The organism is Olivibacter domesticus, assembly GCF_900109575.1.
In the GTDB taxonomy this organism is placed as follows: domain Bacteria; phylum Bacteroidota; class Bacteroidia; order Sphingobacteriales; family Sphingobacteriaceae; genus Olivibacter; species Olivibacter domesticus.
Genome location: NZ_FOAF01000001.1, coordinates 240975 through 259441 on the forward strand (window position 1 = coordinate 240975; position 18467 = coordinate 259441).

General features: G+C 41.2%; 24 protein-coding genes. 16 read left to right on the forward strand and 8 right to left on the reverse strand.

Annotation, left to right across the window (positions count from 1 at the left end; translation table 11 throughout):
- Positions 1 to 22: 22 nt before the first annotated feature.
- Positions 23 to 388, reverse strand: a complete 366-nt coding sequence (locus BMY50_RS01005; RefSeq protein ID WP_093316920.1) for a hypothetical protein — start codon at positions 386 to 388, stop codon at positions 23 to 25.
- Between the two features lie 55 nt (positions 389 to 443).
- Here BMY50_RS01005 and BMY50_RS01010 point away from each other — a divergent pair, with 55 nt between their 5' ends.
- Positions 444 to 659 (forward strand): hypothetical protein, encoded by a 216-nt coding sequence (locus BMY50_RS01010; protein ID WP_093316925.1) that lies wholly within the window; start codon positions 444 to 446, stop codon positions 657 to 659.
- Between the two features lie 93 nt (positions 660 to 752).
- Here the strand turns inward: BMY50_RS01010 and BMY50_RS01015 are convergent, their stop codons facing one another.
- From BMY50_RS01015 to BMY50_RS01025, 4 genes are all read right to left on the reverse strand, one after another.
- Positions 753 to 1046: a PIN domain-containing protein gene (locus BMY50_RS01015; protein WP_202907715.1), complete on the reverse strand. Its 294-nt coding sequence runs from the start codon at positions 1044 to 1046 to the stop codon at positions 753 to 755.
- Positions 1006 to 1176, reverse strand: coding sequence for a PIN domain-containing protein (locus tag BMY50_RS28695; protein ID WP_202907716.1), 171 nt, complete (start codon positions 1174 to 1176; stop codon positions 1006 to 1008). Before BMY50_RS28695 ends, BMY50_RS01015 begins: the two co-directional genes overlap by 41 nt.
- On the reverse strand, positions 1176 to 1415 hold the full coding sequence (locus BMY50_RS01020) for a hypothetical protein (protein ID WP_093316929.1): 240 nt from the start codon (positions 1413 to 1415) through the stop codon (positions 1176 to 1178). Before BMY50_RS01020 ends, BMY50_RS28695 begins: the two co-directional genes overlap by 1 nt.
- A 150-nt stretch (positions 1416 to 1565) precedes the next feature.
- Complete coding sequence (locus BMY50_RS01025; RefSeq protein WP_202907717.1) at positions 1566 to 1934, reverse strand: winged helix-turn-helix transcriptional regulator; 369 nt, start codon at positions 1932 to 1934, stop codon at positions 1566 to 1568.
- 106 nt (positions 1935 to 2040) lie between these two features.
- Here BMY50_RS01025 and BMY50_RS01030 point away from each other — a divergent pair, with 106 nt between their 5' ends.
- The 5 genes from BMY50_RS01030 (at position 2041) to BMY50_RS01050 (ending at position 5525) form a co-directional block, all read left to right on the forward strand.
- On the forward strand, positions 2041 to 2670 hold the full coding sequence (locus tag BMY50_RS01030) for a nitroreductase family protein (protein ID WP_093316939.1): 630 nt from the start codon (positions 2041 to 2043) through the stop codon (positions 2668 to 2670).
- Positions 2671 to 2804: 134 nt separating this feature from the next.
- On the forward strand, positions 2805 to 3374 hold the full coding sequence (locus tag BMY50_RS01035) for a Crp/Fnr family transcriptional regulator (protein ID WP_093316944.1): 570 nt from the start codon (positions 2805 to 2807) through the stop codon (positions 3372 to 3374).
- A 92-nt stretch (positions 3375 to 3466) separates the two neighbouring features.
- Positions 3467 to 4339, forward strand: coding sequence for an SDR family oxidoreductase (locus BMY50_RS01040; protein WP_093316949.1), 873 nt, complete (start codon positions 3467 to 3469; stop codon positions 4337 to 4339).
- 140 nt (positions 4340 to 4479) lie between these two features.
- Positions 4480 to 5055: a Crp/Fnr family transcriptional regulator gene (locus tag BMY50_RS01045; protein ID WP_238383630.1), complete on the forward strand. Its 576-nt coding sequence runs from the start codon at positions 4480 to 4482 to the stop codon at positions 5053 to 5055.
- Positions 5056 to 5132: 77 nt separating this feature from the next.
- The gene (locus BMY50_RS01050) at positions 5133 to 5525 is read left to right on the forward strand and encodes a RidA family protein (RefSeq protein WP_093316957.1); all 393 of its coding nucleotides are present in this window, start codon (positions 5133 to 5135) and stop codon (positions 5523 to 5525) included.
- 306 nt (positions 5526 to 5831) lie between these two features.
- On the opposite strand, the gene BMY50_RS01055 is transcribed toward BMY50_RS01050, so the two are convergent.
- Positions 5832 to 6827, reverse strand: coding sequence for an aldo/keto reductase (locus BMY50_RS01055; protein WP_238383631.1), 996 nt, complete (start codon positions 6825 to 6827; stop codon positions 5832 to 5834).
- A 66-nt stretch (positions 6828 to 6893) separates the two neighbouring features.
- Between BMY50_RS01055 and BMY50_RS01060 the strand changes: the two genes are divergently transcribed.
- Together BMY50_RS01060 and BMY50_RS01065 are read left to right on the forward strand one after the other, a co-directional pair.
- A complete protein-coding gene (locus BMY50_RS01060; protein ID WP_238383632.1) occupies positions 6894 to 7286 on the forward strand; it encodes a winged helix-turn-helix transcriptional regulator in 393 nt (130 codons plus the stop codon).
- Between the two features lie 235 nt (positions 7287 to 7521).
- Positions 7522 to 8040, forward strand: coding sequence for a hypothetical protein (locus tag BMY50_RS01065; protein WP_093316963.1), 519 nt, complete (start codon positions 7522 to 7524; stop codon positions 8038 to 8040).
- Positions 8041 to 8168: 128 nt separating this feature from the next.
- Here the strand turns inward: BMY50_RS01065 and BMY50_RS01070 are convergent, their stop codons facing one another.
- Positions 8169 to 10421: an ATP-binding cassette domain-containing protein gene (locus BMY50_RS01070; RefSeq protein ID WP_093316967.1), complete on the reverse strand. Its 2253-nt coding sequence runs from the start codon at positions 10419 to 10421 to the stop codon at positions 8169 to 8171.
- A gap of 51 nt (positions 10422 to 10472) precedes the next feature.
- Here BMY50_RS01070 and BMY50_RS01075 point away from each other — a divergent pair, with 51 nt between their 5' ends.
- From BMY50_RS01075 to BMY50_RS01085, 3 genes are all read left to right on the forward strand, one after another.
- Positions 10473 to 10904 carry a MarR family winged helix-turn-helix transcriptional regulator gene (locus BMY50_RS01075; RefSeq protein ID WP_093316970.1) on the forward strand — a complete coding sequence of 144 codons (432 nt, stop codon included), beginning with the start codon at positions 10473 to 10475 and terminating at the stop codon, positions 10902 to 10904.
- A gap of 6 nt (positions 10905 to 10910) precedes the next feature.
- Positions 10911 to 11645, forward strand: a complete 735-nt coding sequence (locus BMY50_RS01080) for a helix-turn-helix domain-containing protein (RefSeq protein ID WP_093316974.1) — start codon at positions 10911 to 10913, stop codon at positions 11643 to 11645.
- Between the two features lie 267 nt (positions 11646 to 11912).
- Positions 11913 to 12470 carry a dihydrofolate reductase family protein gene (locus BMY50_RS01085; protein WP_093316979.1) on the forward strand — a complete coding sequence of 186 codons (558 nt, stop codon included), beginning with the start codon at positions 11913 to 11915 and terminating at the stop codon, positions 12468 to 12470.
- Between the two features lie 23 nt (positions 12471 to 12493).
- Here the strand turns inward: BMY50_RS01085 and BMY50_RS01090 are convergent, their stop codons facing one another.
- The gene (locus BMY50_RS01090; protein WP_093316984.1) at positions 12494 to 14629 is read right to left on the reverse strand and encodes a beta-galactosidase; all 2136 of its coding nucleotides are present in this window, start codon (positions 14627 to 14629) and stop codon (positions 12494 to 12496) included.
- 264 nt (positions 14630 to 14893) lie between these two features.
- On the opposite strand from BMY50_RS01090, the gene BMY50_RS01095 reads away from it, so the two are divergent.
- The 5 genes from BMY50_RS01095 (at position 14894) to BMY50_RS01115 (ending at position 18459) form a co-directional block, all read left to right on the forward strand.
- Positions 14894 to 15853 carry an SGNH/GDSL hydrolase family protein gene (locus tag BMY50_RS01095; RefSeq protein ID WP_093323419.1) on the forward strand — a complete coding sequence of 320 codons (960 nt, stop codon included), beginning with the start codon at positions 14894 to 14896 and terminating at the stop codon, positions 15851 to 15853.
- 75 nt (positions 15854 to 15928) lie between these two features.
- Positions 15929 to 16720: an SDR family oxidoreductase gene (locus BMY50_RS01100; RefSeq protein ID WP_093316987.1), complete on the forward strand. Its 792-nt coding sequence runs from the start codon at positions 15929 to 15931 to the stop codon at positions 16718 to 16720.
- Positions 16717 to 17163 carry a DUF2147 domain-containing protein gene (locus BMY50_RS01105; protein WP_093316996.1) on the forward strand — a complete coding sequence of 149 codons (447 nt, stop codon included), beginning with the start codon at positions 16717 to 16719 and terminating at the stop codon, positions 17161 to 17163. Before BMY50_RS01100 ends, BMY50_RS01105 begins: the two co-directional genes overlap by 4 nt.
- 17 nt (positions 17164 to 17180) lie before the next feature.
- Complete coding sequence (locus BMY50_RS01110; protein ID WP_093316999.1) at positions 17181 to 17534, forward strand: hypothetical protein; 354 nt, start codon at positions 17181 to 17183, stop codon at positions 17532 to 17534.
- A 16-nt stretch (positions 17535 to 17550) separates the two neighbouring features.
- Positions 17551 to 18459 carry a helix-turn-helix domain-containing protein gene (locus BMY50_RS01115; RefSeq protein WP_093317004.1) on the forward strand — a complete coding sequence of 303 codons (909 nt, stop codon included), beginning with the start codon at positions 17551 to 17553 and terminating at the stop codon, positions 18457 to 18459.
- The last annotated feature ends 8 nt before the right edge of the window (positions 18460 to 18467 follow it).

An 18467-nucleotide genomic window follows, 5' to 3' on the forward strand; every position in this document is an offset into this window, starting at 1 on the left:
AATAAAGTGGAATGGGGGCGCATCATAGCGCTAACTGCTCGAAAATGAGGTATTGTTTAGTGGGCCAAAACCGATAGATTGAACATTGCCGTAACTGAACTAGCCAGTTGGCTAGCTGGTCTGTATAGCGTTTAAGGTATTGTAAAAGATAACCAAAGAGTAGGGGTAGTAAGCTAGTTTTTCCGCTTTGCATTGCAATATCATTCTCGCAAAGCATATCATCAAAATACTCTTGCTTGCGCTTACTGAATGATTTTATAATAGTAATTAGCTCATTAGAAGATAGGGGTTGTGCTTTAGCATACAGATGAAAACCAACTATTGGCTTCACTGAAAATAATAATGCTATCGTTAGCAAAAGAAGTTTTGAAAAGATGTTCTTTGGCATGTTGATCGGCGCTAATACTATTTGCTACGGCCAAAGATAAGTATCCTGAAATAAATTGCGTAATATATTAGAAAAATATAATATCAAATTTCCTATCGCATGGTGGGTGATGGATGACTGGCTAGGTAATTATGAGTACCGTACGGAGCTGCGCTGGTGGGTATTTGCTTTGGTCGGGTTAGGCGCATCGATCATAGCACTTTTTACCGTGAGTTCACAGGCTATTAAAACTGCCCTTGTGAATCCGACAAAGAGTCTTCGAGAAGACTGACCAACAGTAAAGTAGCCCCTTAAGGGTACGTAACTTTTGTTGGCAAATCCATGTTGGAGCAATTGGCTTACACCTGAGAGCCGATAACCAGGGTCAAGTGGATGTTCCTGATGCTCTTCTTTGGTACCAGTTCTCTAATTGGATTTCTTCCAATTTGTTGAAATGTTTAGTATTGTCAGTTACTAATATCAATCCATACTCAATTGCTGTTACACCAATAAGTAGGTCAAAATCATCGTGATGAGGTGTCCCTAATTTGCGAAGTCGAACTTTTTCTTTTGCATAACGATTGATAGCTCCGAATATTGGAACGATTGACAGCCCATTAATGAAGTCGTCAACTGCTTTATGTGATTTTTTTTGGATTGTTGCTATTTTCGGCACCATAACGTAGCTCGGCTACAGTTACTTCGGAGATGAAAAAATTGCTTCTGCCTTTTTCTCTAATAATTCGAGCTAAATCCAGTTTTCCACGTAAATAGAAAACGCATATACTCGTGTCTAACAGGTACTGCATTAGAAACTAATGTCTTTTTTGCGAAATTTCCTTGCTGATCTGATTTCGTCGACTAAAGTCTCCGCCTCTTCACTAGCAGAAAATGCACCAAACGATTTGTAAAAAGCCGTTTCTTTTGTGTCTTTGTTTTTTCTTATTGATTTAGTAAGGCTTTCTATCAGCTCCAACTTAGTAACAGCATCTAAACCATCAAACAGATTGGAATAACTCTTTACGATATGCTTGGAAACAGTGGACATATATACTTTTTTAACTAAATCAAAGATAATGAAAAGTATTCATTACACGAAATGCTGGTAAATAAGACCAAAACAAAAGCGTTAAAGTAATTTTTGACACGAAGGTTTTTTCCATCCCTATTTTGATAGCTATGTTGGGCTTCCAAAAACCTAAACTTTTTCCTGTCTCATACCCTTAAGAATACGGGCCCTATGTTGGATGCCCCATTCGGCAATGACTTGCGTTAATTGCTTTAATGACTCTCCGTACTCCGTAATCTCGTAGGCTACGGAAACAGGCGACGTGGCTAAAACATTTCGTTTGATCAATCCGTTAACTTCGAGCTCTTTTAACTCGCGGCTCAACATTTTGCCGGAGATGCCTCGAACCTTTTTCAATAGCTCGGAATAGCGCATGGGGTGGTAGCACAGGCAGGCGATAATAAGCACCTTCCACTTGCCGCCTAAGATTTCCATAGTATCATAGATGGCCAATACGGTCTGGCTACATTCTTCTATTAGTTGATCTTCTGATTTCATTGTCGTCCCTTGGTTACCCAAATGTCACTGTTACTTTTTGTCACTTGGTGTCAAATTTAAATATTTCTCCTATACCTTTGCATCACAAAACATAAAAAATTATACAATGGAACTGATTAATCATTTAAAATGGCGTTACGCCACCAAAAAATATAATACAGAAAAAGTTAGCGAAGAGAAAGTTAATCAAATTTTAGAAGCCATCAACCTAACCGCTTCATCATGCGGAATACAGCCCTATCGGGTTTTGGTGATTTCCAACCCGGAGATAAGGGCTCAATTGGGTGCAGGTTCTTTTAACGGGCAGATTGTAAATTCTTCTCATTTATTGGTGTTTGCAGCTTTCAATGAGATCTCTATAACATATATTGAAGAATATATAAAAATGGCTGAAAAACAACGGAATTTACCCGAAGGTGGAATGGATGAATTCAGCAAAAAACTGACTGGCTATTTCAGTGCGAATACACAGGAAGCAAATGCGATTTGGGCTAATAAACAGGCTTATATCGGATTGGGTACGGCTTTGGCTGCGGCTGCGGAGTTGAAAATAGATACTACACCAATGGAGGGCTTTGATGCACAGCAATTTGATGAGATTTTAGGGTTAAAGGCGAAGGGATTGCATGCAGTAGTGCTGCTCTCCTTGGGCTATCGTGATACCGAAAATGACTACTTTGCCAATCTGGCAAAAGTAAGGTTACCAATCGAAGAATTCTCAGCTTTTGTGGGATAAAAAAATCAATGTGATGTTTTGAGTTTGTATTGAAGAGGGGATTGCCTCAATACGCTATAGCTATAGTATCCTAATAAAAAAACTTTTTACCATATGGTAAGCGGATTCCCCGTAATAAGTTCGAAATTTAACATATGAAAGAGTTTATCAATTACGTATTGCAGTTTGGGAATTTGAACAAGCAGCAAACTGATTTCATTCTGAGCAAAGCAAAAACACTGGAGCTTCATAAGGACGACTATTTTTCTGAAGCCGGAAAGATCCCCAAGCACGTCGGATTTCTTCTTGAAGGTGTTATTCGTTTCTGCTACTACAACAACAAAGGCGAAGAGATCACGCATTCATTCATTGACGAGAACAATTTTGTTTCGGATCAACAAAAGTTTGAGGCACAAATGGTAGCTTCCGACTATGTACAAGCAGTTACCCATTGTAAATTGCTTGTCTTTTCAAAGAAAGATTGGGACGAGATCGGAAATACAATTGTTGGCTGGGACGCTATTATAGGTCTGATCACAAAAAATTGTTTGTTAAAAGCAATTGAAAGAAGGAGCCCGCTGGTTTCAGAAGATGCTACCACACGTTATTTATCGTTCATTGAACAGTTTCCCGGCCTTGTTAATCGTGTGCCGCTTTCTCATGTAGCTTCTTATCTGGGAATCACCCAACAATCATTAAGCAGAATAAGAAGAAATATCCGTTGAGATTACGAGTTTGTTTAAACTTTTTACCAAATGGTAAATGCATCCCATTTCTGGATACCGACCTTTGTATCATTAATTAAATAGATAAAAAAATGAGCAAAAAAGTCGTATTAATTACGGGAACAAATAGTGGATTTGGATGGCTTACAGCTAATAGCTTAGCTGCTTCGGGGCATAAAGTGTATGCTACCATGAGAGACATTAATGGAAAGAATGCTGATAGGGCAAAAGCCCTATCACAGGTAGCAAATGTAACCGTTTTAGATGTCACATTAACAGATGAAACAAGTGTTAAGAACGCTTTTGACACGGTTATAACGAAGGAAGGGACCATCGATGTGTTGGTAAACAATGCAGGTGTTGCAATGTTCGGTGTGGCTGAAACTGCTACCCCGACCGATGTGCAATGGATGTTTGATGTCAATGTGATCGCCCCTTGGAGATTGATGAAATTGGCTCTACCTTTTATGCGTAAACAATCGGAAGGGTTGATCATCAATGTTTCGAGCGGGTGGGGTAGATTCTCTCCTCCTTTTTCTGCAGTATATGGTGCTTCAAAATTCGCGTTGGAAGGTTTAAGCGAAGGTTTGCATTATGAAGTAAAACCCTTAGGCATCGATGTAGCCATTATTCAACCCGGCGCTTTTCCTACTGAGATGTCCCAAAAGATTCAATCTGGTTCTGACGCATCAGTTATTGATGATTATAAAGTGATTGCTGATATTCCCAATAAAATGTTTACCGCCATTGGTCAAATGTTTGAAACTGCAAATCCAAATCCACAAGAGATTGCAGACGCAGTAGTAAAACTGATCAATTTGCCTAAAGGACAGCGGCCATTAAGAACAGTGGTTGACCCAAGTACAGGGGAAATTATCAAAGCGGCTAACGATGCTGTAAGAGTTGAATATACAAAGGTTTTAGCAGCATTTGGAATGAAAGAGCTGTTGGGTTCGCAAGTATAAAAGCTTGATGTTTGCAGCGGAAGCTTTTATGGACCTCACCGATCGCGAGTAGGCAAACAGTGCGCAACGTAAAGTCTAATTCTGTGAATAGTATACGGAATGAGTGATAGCGAATTCCTATCTTAGCACATATGGAAGAAATGCTTCGGCGACATATAGAGCAGGTAGTACGCCTGAGCGATGAGGAATATGCCTTTGTGCGGCAGCACTTCAGCATAAAATATGGTAAGAAAGGTGGATTGCTGATTGACAAGAGCGAACCGGTGCGCTATGTATACTTGGTCATATCCGGTTTGCTTAAGCTGGTCTATCATGACAAAACGGGCCGCGAACATATCATTTCTTTCGCAATGGAAGACTGGTGGGAGACCGATTATCCGGCTTGGTTTTCCCGGCAGCCAGCGTCACTGAGCTTACAGTGTATTGAAGATACACAGGTATACTGCCTTTCATTGGACAGCTACCAAACCATTTGTGCCAAGTTACAAAAAATGGAGCATTTTTTCCTGCAGAAAGCGAACAGGGGGCACATGGCTTCTCAGGAGCGCATCCTTTCATTCCTCACGGCTACCCCACGTGAAAGGTATGAGCAGGTGTTGCGCAAACAGCCTACATTGCTACAACGCGTGCCTAAGGTGCTACTGGCTGCTTATCTAGGTGTATCTCGTGAAACCCTTAGCAGGCTATGGCGTAATAATAATAGAACGGCTGGCTAATCTGTCAAATGTGATCCAAGTCACACCTCATCGCATACAATTTTCTCATTTTTGTCAGGACAGAAAACAAAAAAATCATGGAAAAAAGAGTGATCAATCCCTGGACTTGGCAGGACGAACTTAGCTACGTACAGGCCGTAGAAGTGAAAAAGACAGAAGGAACATTGTACGTTGCCGGGCAGGCAGCGGTACATGCCGATGGCACATCCAGCAATGCGGATATGCGTACTCAGCTTGGGTTGGCGATACAGAACCTTGAAACCGTAATCAGTGAAGCAGGTTATGAGTGCCGTAATATCGTTAGGCTGACGGTTTACACAACTTCCTCTGAAGAGTTTATCAAAAATTGTTTTGACATATTCAAAGATTTCGTAGCAAGACACGGAATGAAACAGGCGGTTACGTTGCTGCAAGTGGTTGCGCTGAACGAGACGTTGAATGTAGAGCTGGAAGCCACCGTGGTAAAATAGGAGTGATCGCTCCTTTTTTGAAGACATCATCGAAACCGCCTTGTATGTGTTAGACTGACCGAGGAATGATCTCCGTTTTGGCTTCAAAGAAACAAGGGATAAAATCAACGTTTATCCCTTGTTTGTTATGTCTACAAATTGACACCCTGCATGCCGGTTGCGTCATACCGCGCGCCTGTTTCGACTCCTAATGGTATGATGGTTTCCAGTCTGGCAAGGCCTTCTGCTGTAAGTACTACTTAGGTAGCGGCACCGGTACCGAATTATTAGCTGCGTTAAGTAAATCCCTATCATATATCCCATGTTTTAGTATTTTTTCTGAACCGTCTGAAGTAATTCATGCGGATATTCCAGCGCTATCTTGCTAGCATCGTCCAGCTCGCTGAGGTGGTTTTGCAACAGCTTCAAATGGATAGATGCTAACGATGGAAGGAGTTGTTCGGTGGTTCTGGCTCCCAGAATAGGAAATACATTTTTGCTCAATACCCAGGCAAGTGCCACCTGAGATAGGCTCGAGTCGGTTTCCACTGCGATTGTTTCGAGTATATCAATGGTCACATTTGTCCGATCATCGTCGTCGCTTTCGCCAATAGATGCACTTAAACGGCCGGGCGAACCCTTACGATATTTACCTGTTAATAATCCTCCGGCCAGTGGAGAATAAGCCATGACTCCCAAACCGAAATGTTTAGCCATTGGAGCAAGCTCTCGTTCTGAGGCCCTTTGTGTGAGGTTATATTCGTACTGGAGCGCTGTTAATCGAATCTCTTTGGCGATGATGGCAACTTTCCAAGCAGGGAAATTAGCCAATCCGGCATAGAGAATTTTACCCGATTTGACTAGGTCTTCCAAACCGCGGGCAATTTCCTCAAGCGGTGTAATGCCATCATCATAGTGCGGCATGTAAATATCAATGAAATCGGTTCCAAGACGCTTAAGACTGCCTTCTATAGCTTGATGCATAGATTTACGGTGATTTCCGAAGTTGGCCACCGCGGGCTCTTTCAGTGCAGATCTGGTGTATTTCGTGCATAAGATAAAGTCGTGCCGCTTTTTGCTAACGAATTTTCCTACAATCTCTTCGGCTTCGCCCTGCTGATACAAATCTGCTATATCGATAAAGTTACCACCGGCATTGACATAGGTGGAAAGCATTGCGATCGCATCTGTATATGTTGATCCATAGCCTGAGCGGTTTCCGAGCATTGCTCCACCCATAATCAATTGACTCACGGGTAATCCACTTTGTGTTCCAAATAATTGATATTTCATCTGTTTGCTTTTTTGCTTGTTATCCGCCAAAGTAAACTACAGACAAAATTTAAATCAAGTAGGGCTAAATTTAGCCGTATTGGCTTTGACATGGAGATGACTTATATTTGTCAAATGTATGAACGTAAACTCCCTGTTCGATTAGAATGCGGGCTTCATCTTTTCATGGAAATCATGAGCGGAAAATGGAAGATTAACCTGATATGGTGCATACATCAGGGAATTAATCGACCAGGAGAGCTGCATCGCACTTTGCCCAATGCTTCACGCAGACTTTTAGATGATCAGCTGGCGCAACTGGTGGCGCATGGGATGCTCGTCAAGAAGGTGTTTGATGTGAAACCGTTTAAAGTGGAATATGCGCTGACTCCTTTGGGACAAACCTTGATTCCTGTGATCGAAAATACGGCTAGATGGGGTGAATCATATCGTAGTGAATTGGAAGAAAAAATACAGAAAAATCCCAGTTTTAGGGGAGAAAGAAGTTAAGAAAGTAAAAAAGCTGTAACAGCTTTCAAGCCTTTAATCATCCCAATAGTCTTCATCATTTATCATCCTTTTCGTGACGTTGTGCAGCTTGCAGCAAAACTTCTTTCTTTTCGTATTTGTTTAAAATAAATTTGAAGATGTGTTACCGTAAAAATGTAGCTTTACGGGTTACCTTAAAAGCAAGAAAAGGACATCTTTTAAAAGATAATTTATAATGAGGAAATGTAAAGAATTTATGAAGATAAAACTAATCGTTGCTATTTCTGTCCTGATGATATTCGCATCCTGTACATCACAACGGGCGGTTGATTTAAGGGATGAAATTACGGCCAATGACGAACAGCTGAAAAATATCATGGTCAGCAAAGGGAGTGCAGAAGAAGAAAAATTGAATTGTTTGATAAATAAGGATTTTGAGGGGGCATTAGGGGCGATTGATAAACAGGAACAGCAATTTGACTCCTTGATAAAAAAGACTGCAGCCTTTTCAGTAGAAGGGGTGAAAGGGGGAGATTCGTTAAAGGTAGCGGCCATTAATTATTACCAAGCGCTAAAGATTTTACATATGGCCGACCGTGAGGAAATTGCTCAACAAGTAATCACCTATAACGATGATACCGCAATGGTCAGGAGAGCGCAGGACAAAATGCTGGAGTTATCAAAGCAAAAACAGACTTTATTCCAGCAAGTATATGACAAAGACGAAAAAATGCAAACGGCACTCGGTCGTTTCGATAAGGAAAATGGTTTGTAAAGGCATAACGAAGTCTGTGCAGCTTGATATTTGCTTCGGTTTATTCATTATTGCCTGTTCAAAAGGTATTCATCAGCTCGGCGCAGAACGCCCCGGTTGGATCCAAGCGAAAGCGACAATAAAATACTTTAAACCGTTAAATACTGACTTAAATACCTTGCTGTTGCAGCAGTTTTATTTTTCAGTAGTTCCTGCACGGTTCCTTCAAACACAATTTCACCACCGTATTTTCCGGCTCCAGGCCCTATATCAATGATCCAGTCTGCTTGGGCAATAATGTCGAGGTTATGCTCAATTACAATAAGTGTATTGTGTTGATCAACCAGACGGTTCAGAAATGTTAGTAATTTTTGGGTATCGCTAGGATGTAAACCCGTGCTGGGTTCATCCAAAATGAGGATATGGCCGGAACCACCTAACTCTTTGGTTAATTTCAACCGTTGTCTTTCTCCACCAGAGAACGTATCCAGCCGTTGACCAAGTGTAAGGTATTCCAATCCCAACTGGATTAACAGGTCAAAAGCTCTTGAAAACAGTACTTCCGGAAAAAATGAAATGGCTTCGGTGATGGTCAGCTTCATGATGTCTGCAATGGTAAGCTTATGGTAGGTATATTGTAAAACGCTGGGATCATACCCTGAGCCGTCACATACTTCACAGGGCTGTTCTATGTCGTCTATAAAAGCAAGATCAAGCTTTTCTACTCCTAAACCTTTGCAATTCTTGCAGGCGCCTTCACTGTTCCTGCTAAACAGTTTTTCTGATACCTCATTTGCTTCCGCGAAAAGCTTTCTAACGGTATCTGATAAGTGAAGATAGGTTAATACATTCGATCTCACGCTGCTTACAAACGCGGATTGATCGATGATGGTAGCTTGGGGATAAAAATTGGGAAGCACGCCGTGGATCAAGGTGCTTTTTCCGGATCCTGCTACACCTGTAACAACTGTGAACACACCTTCTGGTATGCGCACAGAGATGTTTTTTAAATTATTTTTGACAGCGTTTTTAACTTCCAGGTACCCCCTAGCGGAGCGTGGATTTTTATTGAAAGAAGGATGCTGTGCAAAATACCCACCTGTTTTCCCTTGCGATTGTTTGAGACCAGAAAAGCTACCTTGGTAGATGATTTCTCCACCGTTGCGGCCTGATCCCGGGCCCATATCCACTACCCAGTCGGCTATTTTGATCAAATCGGGGTCGTGTTCTACGATCAGAACGGTGTTTCCTTTGTCTTTTATCCGATGGATAATTGAAGCGATGTGCTGCACATCTTTCGGGTGCAAACCAATACTGGGCTCATCAAAGATATAAAGCAAATCAACCAAGCTGCTTCCGAGATATTTTACCATTTTAATTCGCTGCGACTCGCCACCTGATAAGGTATCTGTTCGCCTGTCTAACGTTAAATATTGTAAACCGATATCGCGGATGTTCTGCAGTTTTTTTGATATTTCTTGAAGAATGACGGCATAGGGTTCGGATGGTAGACCATCAATAAAAGACAATAACTCATCAATAGCTAATGCGGTACAGTCTGCTATGTTTTTTCCTTCTATTTTGCAGGAGAGTACCTTATCGTTCAGTCGTTGCCCTTTACATGAAGGGCAGGTTTGCGTGGTGACCACTTGCTTTAGGGCGTTTTTGCGTGTCTTATATTCCTTCGCATCTTTTCGTAAAAAGGCTTGCTCAATGCGCGGAATCACACCTTCATATTTTACCGTCTTGCCCCAATTTTTATCGGGGTGGGGTGGTTTATGCTCGGAAGCATAAAGTAAGGTGTTCCACTCGTCTTTGGTATAGTCTTTCAGCTTTTTATCGTTGTCAAAATAACCGGCATGTACATAACGCGTCCAGCGCCAGCCACCGGGCTGAAAGGTCGGAAACAAAATGGCGCCTTCGTTCAAGGATCGTTCTTTGTCGAAGAGCGCGTCGATATTGATGGTCTGGACAAAACCTAGTCCTTCACATTGTGGGCACATCCCTTGCGGATTATTAAAAGAAAAAACATTGGAATAGCCTACAAAGGGCTCGCCCATCCGTGAGAAAAGCAGCCGCAATGGAGCATATACGTCTGTTGCTGTGCCAACTGTAGAGCGAGCATTGCCCCCTAATCTTTTTTGATTGATAATGACCGGTACATTAAGGTTTTCGATCTGGTCTACGTCTGCAATACCGTAATGTTGTAGGCGGTTTCGGATAAAACTGTTCTGTGTTTCATTGATCTGCCGCTGTGCTTCGGCACCTATTGTTTCAAATACTAAAGACGATTTGCCTGAACCGGATACACCTGTAAAAACAGTGATGCTTTTTTTGGGGATCTCGAGCGAAATATTTTTAAGGTTGTTCTGCCGCGCATGAATGATATTGATAGAAGACATGTTTTTTATTAACTTTGTTAATAGTTAACTAAGTTAATCAATTTTTGTTTTATGACAAAAGCACAAAAAGGGTTTTTTGAGGTTTTTACAGATTTCCAGTGTTATATATTGGCCAATATGAACAAAGGTGAGGTTAATGGTGTCACTGCAACGCACTATAACTTGGTGGAGTATATATACCGAAGAGGGAAGACAACAGGAAAGAAACTGGCGACTGATTTTGGTATCAGTGCACCGGCGATATCCCGACAGGTACGGTTTTTATTGGAAAATGATTTGCTGTCTCAGGAGCAGAGTGATGAAGACCGGCGGGTTTTTTACCTGAAGGCAACCGATAAAGGGAAACTGCTAATAGATACTTCTGAGAGCTTTCGCGAACAGGTTACCAAACAGGCAAGTGCTATACTTACTAAAAAGGAATTGGAAGATTTAGCTAGTTTATTGGGTAAAGTACTGACTAAAATTAAGGTACATGTCATGTAGTAGTCTATGGAGTATAAAGAGATAAAACCTCATATAACATTAGTACCCTATATTCATTCTTTTTGGGAACTTAAAGGGGATGAAAACGATGGACAATGGGAACGGATCTTTCCTGATGGATGCCCGGGCTTAGTTATTAATTTGGGTGAAACTTGTTTAACGGACAATGGTTCGGTTGCGATGGATTTCGGACAAACGTTTGTGGTAGGTGCGATGACTTCGTTTAAAGACAGCTTCGTTAATGCCAACACCCATTTGGTAGGTGTGTGTCTGAAACCGGCAGCTTTTTCCAACTTTTACAGTTATGCACCGCAAAATGAATTGATAAATAGCACCATTGCCTTTGATAAAAGGCTATCATTTGACATCGAAAAAATCAGTAAAGACACATTTGCTTATCTCAACAAATTCTTTTCGGACAGAATTAGAGATACTTACGGACAATTATATGCAGTTTTAGAAGATATTCATCATGCATATGGCCAGTTAAGTGTCTACGAAATTGCCAAAAGGAATTGTACGACGGTAAGGCAATTAGAGCGGCATTTTAAAACTCAAATTGGTGTTACACCCAAAGAATATTCAAATATCATCCGTTTTCAGCGCGCTTTATCTTTAATTAAAAATACTGGTGGGAGTAGAAGTCTGTTGGATATTGCTTTTGAATCTGGTTTTTATGACCATGCACACCTTGCTAATGAAATCAAGAGAAACACCGGACTTACGCCTTCGGAACTTTAGACAGGCTCTTAATTTTGTCGCATTTTTCCAAAGTATAAACGACGCATAGCTTTAATTTTGCAAGAAATATAAAACAATGAAACCATCATGATTTGCCAATCACACAGTGAAATGAACTAAGCGTAGCGCTCTCTTGAACGCCGCTGAAAAACATACAAAAAGTGAAAAATAAATCATGATAGCTTCATCGCCTTAAAAAAAACAAACCGAGTGTAACGAGCTCATTTATGCCAATGAGAAACTTCACTCATAAATAATTATATACGGATGAAAAAAATAATTTTAAATCTTGCTGTTACGCTAGACGGCTTTATCGAAGGACCAAATGGAGAAATTGATTGGTGTATAATGGATGATGATATGGATTTTGATGCTTTTATAGCAAGCATTGACACCATATTCTACGGAAGGATAAGCTATGATGCCTGGGGAAACTTCCAACCGGAGGAAAATACGAGTGCAGCAGAAAAATCGATGTGGCAAGGGATACACGCTAAAAATAAATTTGTCTTTTCCAGCCAGAAAAGACAAGATGATAATGCTAGGTTCATAACGGCTGATATAGCCAAAGAAGTGGCTGCAATAAAGAATCAAGATGGTCAGGATATTTGGTTATATGGAGGAGCCAAGCTCATAAAGACCTTTATAAATTTGGGGCTTATTGATATATATAAAATGTCTGTTCATCCAATTGTTTTAGGAAGTGGGAAGCCTTTGTTCGAAGATTTAAAAGAACGAATTGGATTAACATTAATAGGCAGTAAAGTTTTTAAGTCGGGAGTTGTAGAGCTTACTTACGAAGCTGAAAAGACAACTGGACGTTAAAAAACCTATGAGGGCCCAGCGCGCTATTTTCTTATTACAACTGCTTCATAATCCGATAGCTTTGGTACCGTGAAGCGCACGCTGCCGTCTTTCCAGGAGAAATCAAGGGGCTGATTCTCTTTTAATAAGTGTAGTTCGCTTGGTTCTTCGGGTAAAGGGCATTCAACAGTAATATTGTGCAAATCGTTCGCTTTAAAATAGGTATTCCCACTGAAGCCTGTTAGATTGATAAGGTGGAGGATATGCCCCTTTGCTTGAAAATTGACAGAACGATTTGCTGTATCATTGAGCGCATATTGTTTCAATATCAGTTCTACCCGTTCGGGGGCATCTGTTCTTAATAGATCTTGGGCTTCAGGGTAAATTGCCGATAGGGTGTTCAGAAACAGTTCTTTGTGTTGCTCATAACCTTTCAAATAATAAAGACGCCCAATAGCTGGGGTCAAGAGAGCATGTTTATTTTTCCCGGTGTTGTTGATGGCCATTCCCTGATAACCTGTGGGTTCATGCCCGCCCACAATTTCAGGCGGACCGGGCCTGCCTTTGCTGAGTAGGGGTAGGTAGCTGCTCACCGAAGGCTTGAAGGTATAAAGGCCCATTGGATAGGCTAAAAAGATCATTTGCTGACCTTCCAGTGTTCGAAAAACGGTGGTATCATTAACCTGCAGGTAATTTCCGGCAGCGTCATGATTTTCGGCTATGACAGATGCACCAAACTGCGTCTCCAGAAAGGAAGGATGTTGGGTAAAAGCAGAACTGGTAGCTAATAATCGAGTGCCGTTTTTCGCAGCTGCGGATAAGGCTTTTAAATCTAGGCTATCAAAGGAAGGGGTACCGGGAATGATGATGACCTCATACCGGCCAAGTCGTTCCTCTTGTGTATGTGGGCGACGGTACTCCATCACATCAAAAGGAATATGGGCTTCTTTCAACATCAGCTGAATGCCTCTGTATTCTTCTCCTTCCATGCCATGAGCCCACAGTCCGGGTGAAAGTACCAGCACCTTGGCAATCGACTGATAATTTCCATAATAGGCTTCATGCTTTTTGTGGAACTGGTAAACATCACGAATGACCTGGAAGTTTCGGGAGTCTGCATTATGATTAAATTCACCCATCATACTTATATCTAATCCGGAACCATTGGCTATATTCTCATATAGCCTGATGCGGACCTCTTCGGGCCCTACACTGTTGAAGCGCGATTGAAAGGAAACCTGTTGAATAGACCCATTGCTGATAATATGCGAAGGGTAGGAGCCCATGGCATTACTCACATTATCAGACGCATTGTAAGGCCAATAGGGTAAACTGGTGTTGCTCTGCGATTCATGTCGGATAATGTCAACATATTGATCAGTATAGGTGCAAATGGCGATCGCTGGATTTTTCGTTTTGACCAGTTTATGTAATTTCCCTGCCCACTCGTCTAAAGTCATCTGCTTAAATGCTTGATATTTATTAAATACTGGATCTTTGGTGTCTTCCTTTTCGGGTAAAGCCATACCGTCACTGAAGGATTTAAAACGTTTTTGGTCGTAGGGATTGTGATCTATGCCATAGTATTTTCCAATATAAGCATTGTTGGTTTGGTAGCCCGGCATATTCAGGAAGATGCCATCGATAGGGTAGCGATCCATGATTTCGCTGACGATTTCAAATGACTTTTCTTGCACATAGGGTGCATTGATAGATACTACATAGATATCATCGTTGAACATCCGTTCGCCCTTGGCGGATAGGTAACACCACTCTGGATGTTGTTCAAAAATGGTTTTGTGCAGGCGACTGAAATCTACCCGTACAATGACGCGTATGCCTTGTGCATGACACCGCTGTATGATCTCGCCCAACATCGCATCTGCTGCGTAGGGGTTTCGGTAATGATAGGGAAGGGATGTAGGGTAAAAGGCCATGATCCCACCGGCATTGATGATCAGCGTGTTGGCTGATGCTGCTACCAATTGTTCCACAAAAGCCTTCGGCTCGATATGTTCGGCGGTGAAGGCGGGAAGGTTGGTCTGAATGACGCGCAGATTATTGTGTTTCCACCATGCCGGGTCTTCGGTCTGACCTGAGGCATGATAAGGGTTCAGAAATACTAGTAAAAGAAAGATAAAATTGTATGGTTTGCTTAACGTGTCTATAACTGCTCTCATAATGTTGGTTTACAGGCCTAATATAATAAAAACCTGTTTTTTGGATTTAGATTTATTGCTAGATCGTTAAAGATAATAAATTTGAAAGTCTTCATACAGGTAATTTGCAATCTTGATACGAAATGCTAAACTTAGCGGCATAAATCTAACACTTTGCAAGGCACTTAAGGATAATGTAAAGGAATCTTTTAATGAGATTGTGGGATGAGACTAAAGAGCTCTGCAAGGGGTATACATTGAACATATATATAAATAAGCGTGAAATTGAATAGATTATTTGCTAGAAAGCTGATTATTTTTAGTTGCTTATGGATCGCTACGGGGCAAATCTCGATCGCACAGACAGCATCAGACAGTTATCCCTTAACAAAGGCCAAACGGATTCTTTTTTTAGGTAATAGTATCACGTATGCAGGTGATTATGTGTCTTTGTTTGAGCGTTTTTATATCAGCCATTATCCCAAGCCCTGGGCAGAGGTGATCAATGTGGGCCTGCCGAGCGAAACGGTATCAGGATTAAGCGAGCCAAATCATGCGGATGGTGCTTTTCCTCGACCTTGGCTCTTCACGCGTTTGGCTAATGTATTAAAGAAAACGAAAGCGGATGTTGTATTTGCTTGTTATGGTATGAATGATGGTATTTACCTGCCTTTTGATCAAGCACGATTTGAGGCCTTTCAGAAAGGAATAGAACGTTTAAGAAAAATGCTGGAAGAAGCTGGTATAAAGCGTATTATCTTCCTAACACCTCCTGTTCATGATGATCCAAAAAAAGGAGTCGACGGATATAATCTTGTTTTGGATCGATACGCCCAATGGTTACTGGACCAGCGCGGGAAACGTGGATGGGAAGTGATTGATATACATTTTCCCATGCGTAGCTTTTTATTGGAGAAGCGCAAATCGGACCCGTCATTTCGTTTGGCAGCAGATGGCGTGCATCCCGGCGAAGAGGGGCATTGGTTAATGGCACGGGAGCTGATGAGCTACCTTGACCCTAATTTTGATAAGTCGATGACCTTAGATACCTATCTCAACAGCATGCCTTCGGGCGCTAAATTATATGAGCTGGTCCGCAAAAGGCAGGCTATTATGAAAGACGCATGGCTCACCTACACGGGCCACAACAGACCTGGCATGGCCGTGGGACTTCCTATGGAGCAGGCGAGTAAGAAATATGAACAGATGGAAAGACAGATAGAGCAAGCAATTTCGTCCTTTTGACTTCAACAATGTGCCTTTTGACTACATATCTTTTCTGATGATGCCTGAACTTTGCTGAAACAAAATAACAGCAAAATGGATTTACAGAACAATACCATTTTAATTACAGGCGGAACGGGAGGTTTTGGCTATGCCTTTGCTTCCAAACTGATTGCAATGGGAAATACGGTCATCATTACGGGTAGAAATGAATCAAAACTTCAGGAGGTGAAACGTAAACTCCCTGCAGTGCATATCATACAGAGCGATGTGACCCAAGTAGAGGCTATCAGCAAGTTATATCAGCAGGTTTCACAGCAATTTCCTGCGCTGAACATCCTTATCAATAATGCCGGTGAAATGCGTAAAATAAGCCTGCAGCAGGAGCAGGACTTAACCGACATCACGCGTGAAGTAGAAATTAACCTGATGGGGCCGATCAGAATGGTGCAGGCTTTTTTGCCGCTGCTGAAAAAGCAGGAGAAGGCCCTTATTCTCAATGTAACGTCAGGTATTGCACTCGCGCCTTTCGCCATATCACCCATTTACAGTGCGAGTAAATCTGGATTGCGTTCGTATACACAGGCGTTAAGAGTGCAACTGAAAAATACGGCTATTAAAGTAATAGAGTTAGTGGCTCCTGGTTCTTCGACTCCCTTGAATGATAAATTTATCAACGAGGATGGCTTTAACCCGAAAATGCTGATGGCGCCCGAAAAAATTGTGGATGCTGCCATCAAGGGATTGCAAAAGAATAAGAACGAAATTTTTCCCGGTCTTGCTAAAGTGATGCGTATCATGAGCAGGCTTGCACCGAAGTTGATGATTGCTCAGGCAGGGAAAATGGGAGCGTCATTTATGTCTGGAACTAATCACGAAAAAAAATGAAGAAATTACTTTTTGCAACTATGATGTTCTTTATAACATTTGTATCGTCTGCACAAAATTTATCCGCTGATCAAATAACAGGTATTTGGTTGAGTGAAGATTCGGATGTAAAGCTTAAATTTGAGTTTTATAAATCAGGAAATGAATACTTCGGAAAGTTATTGTGGGCTTCGACTATGTTTGAAGCAGATGGCAAAACACCGAAAAAGGACCCGAAGAATCCGGATAAGCAATTACGCAACAGGTCGAGACAGCATATCGTCAATGTTACGCATCTGAGGTATGTTGATGGTGAATACGTGGATGGAAAATTATATAATCCGGATGATGGACGAACGTATAGTGTGAAAGCAACCCTAAAAACCGCCAATCAATTGGAATTTAGGGGCTATGTCGGGATTTCGTTGTTGGGTAGAACGATGCAACTAAAAAGAATTCAATAAACTTAATTGATTTAAAAATGATAAAGCATATTATATCGCTCATACTACTATTGATCGCTGTTTTTCTGTCATTTAAACACGGGTGGGATTCTTTACACGTAAACGATCACCCGGAATCTGCGAAGATGATGGCCGACTTGGGTATCAAAAAGTCATATGTTCCAGTATTTGGAATAGCTGTAATTCTTATAGGGTTTTTACTCTTGTTTCCGAGAACATTCTTCCTTGGAAATTTACTGAATGCTATATCCATCCTTTTAATCATGGCTTTGGCATTAAATGCCGGAAACATAAAGATGGCGCTGATAGAGATTCCGTTTTTGATCATGCCTTTGGTGATGATTTGGTTGAAGTATCCGTTTAAGAACTAAAAAAATAAATGGTAGTATGACCAATGCAACACCATATAGAATAAAATCAATTACAGAAGGGCATCGATTGGCCGGACTCGAAAAGCCGCACCATCCGCTTATCAGCCTAGTGGATGTAGCTAAATTCAAAAATCATTCGGATATCAATGCGGTAATCTTTGACTTTTATGTCGTTTCACTGAAAAGGGGCTGTAACAATCTTCTTTATGGGCAGCAGAAATACGATTTTGATGAGGGCTTGATGGCTTTTATGTCACCCGGACAAATATTGCGGGGTGAGGAGGGGGGGATCCCGCCAAATCTTGAAGGTTGGATGTTATTTATCCATCCCGATTTTTTATGGAATACACCGCTCGCCAAAAAAATAAAGCAGTACGAATACTTTGGTTACGCTACCAACGAAGCCTTGTTTCTTTCTGATAAGGAAGAAACTCTTATCAACGGTATTATTGATCATATCAAGCAGGAATATCAGGCGAATATTGATAAATTTAGTCAAGATGTTATCATCGCTCAGTTAGAATTGTTATTTACGTATGCAGAACGGTTTTACGAAAGGCAATTTATTACCCGAAAAATCACCAATCACAAAATTTTAGGTCGTTTGGAAGATGCATTGACGGATTATTTCAATAATGAAGATCTACTTTCAAAAGGACTGCCCACCGTTCAATACATGGCAGATACGCTACATATTTCAACCAAATATTTGAGTAATTTGCTGAAACAACTAACCGGTCAGACTACACAGCAGCACATCCATGATAGACTGATTGAAAAAGCGAAAGAAAGACTATCTACCACTCATTTGTCTGTCAGTGAAATCGCTTATGCATTAGGCTTTGAACATGCACAATCTTTCAGTAAATTGTTTAAAGCAAAGACCAAACAAAGTCCCCTGGAGTTTCGACAGTCTTTCAACTGATATAGCGA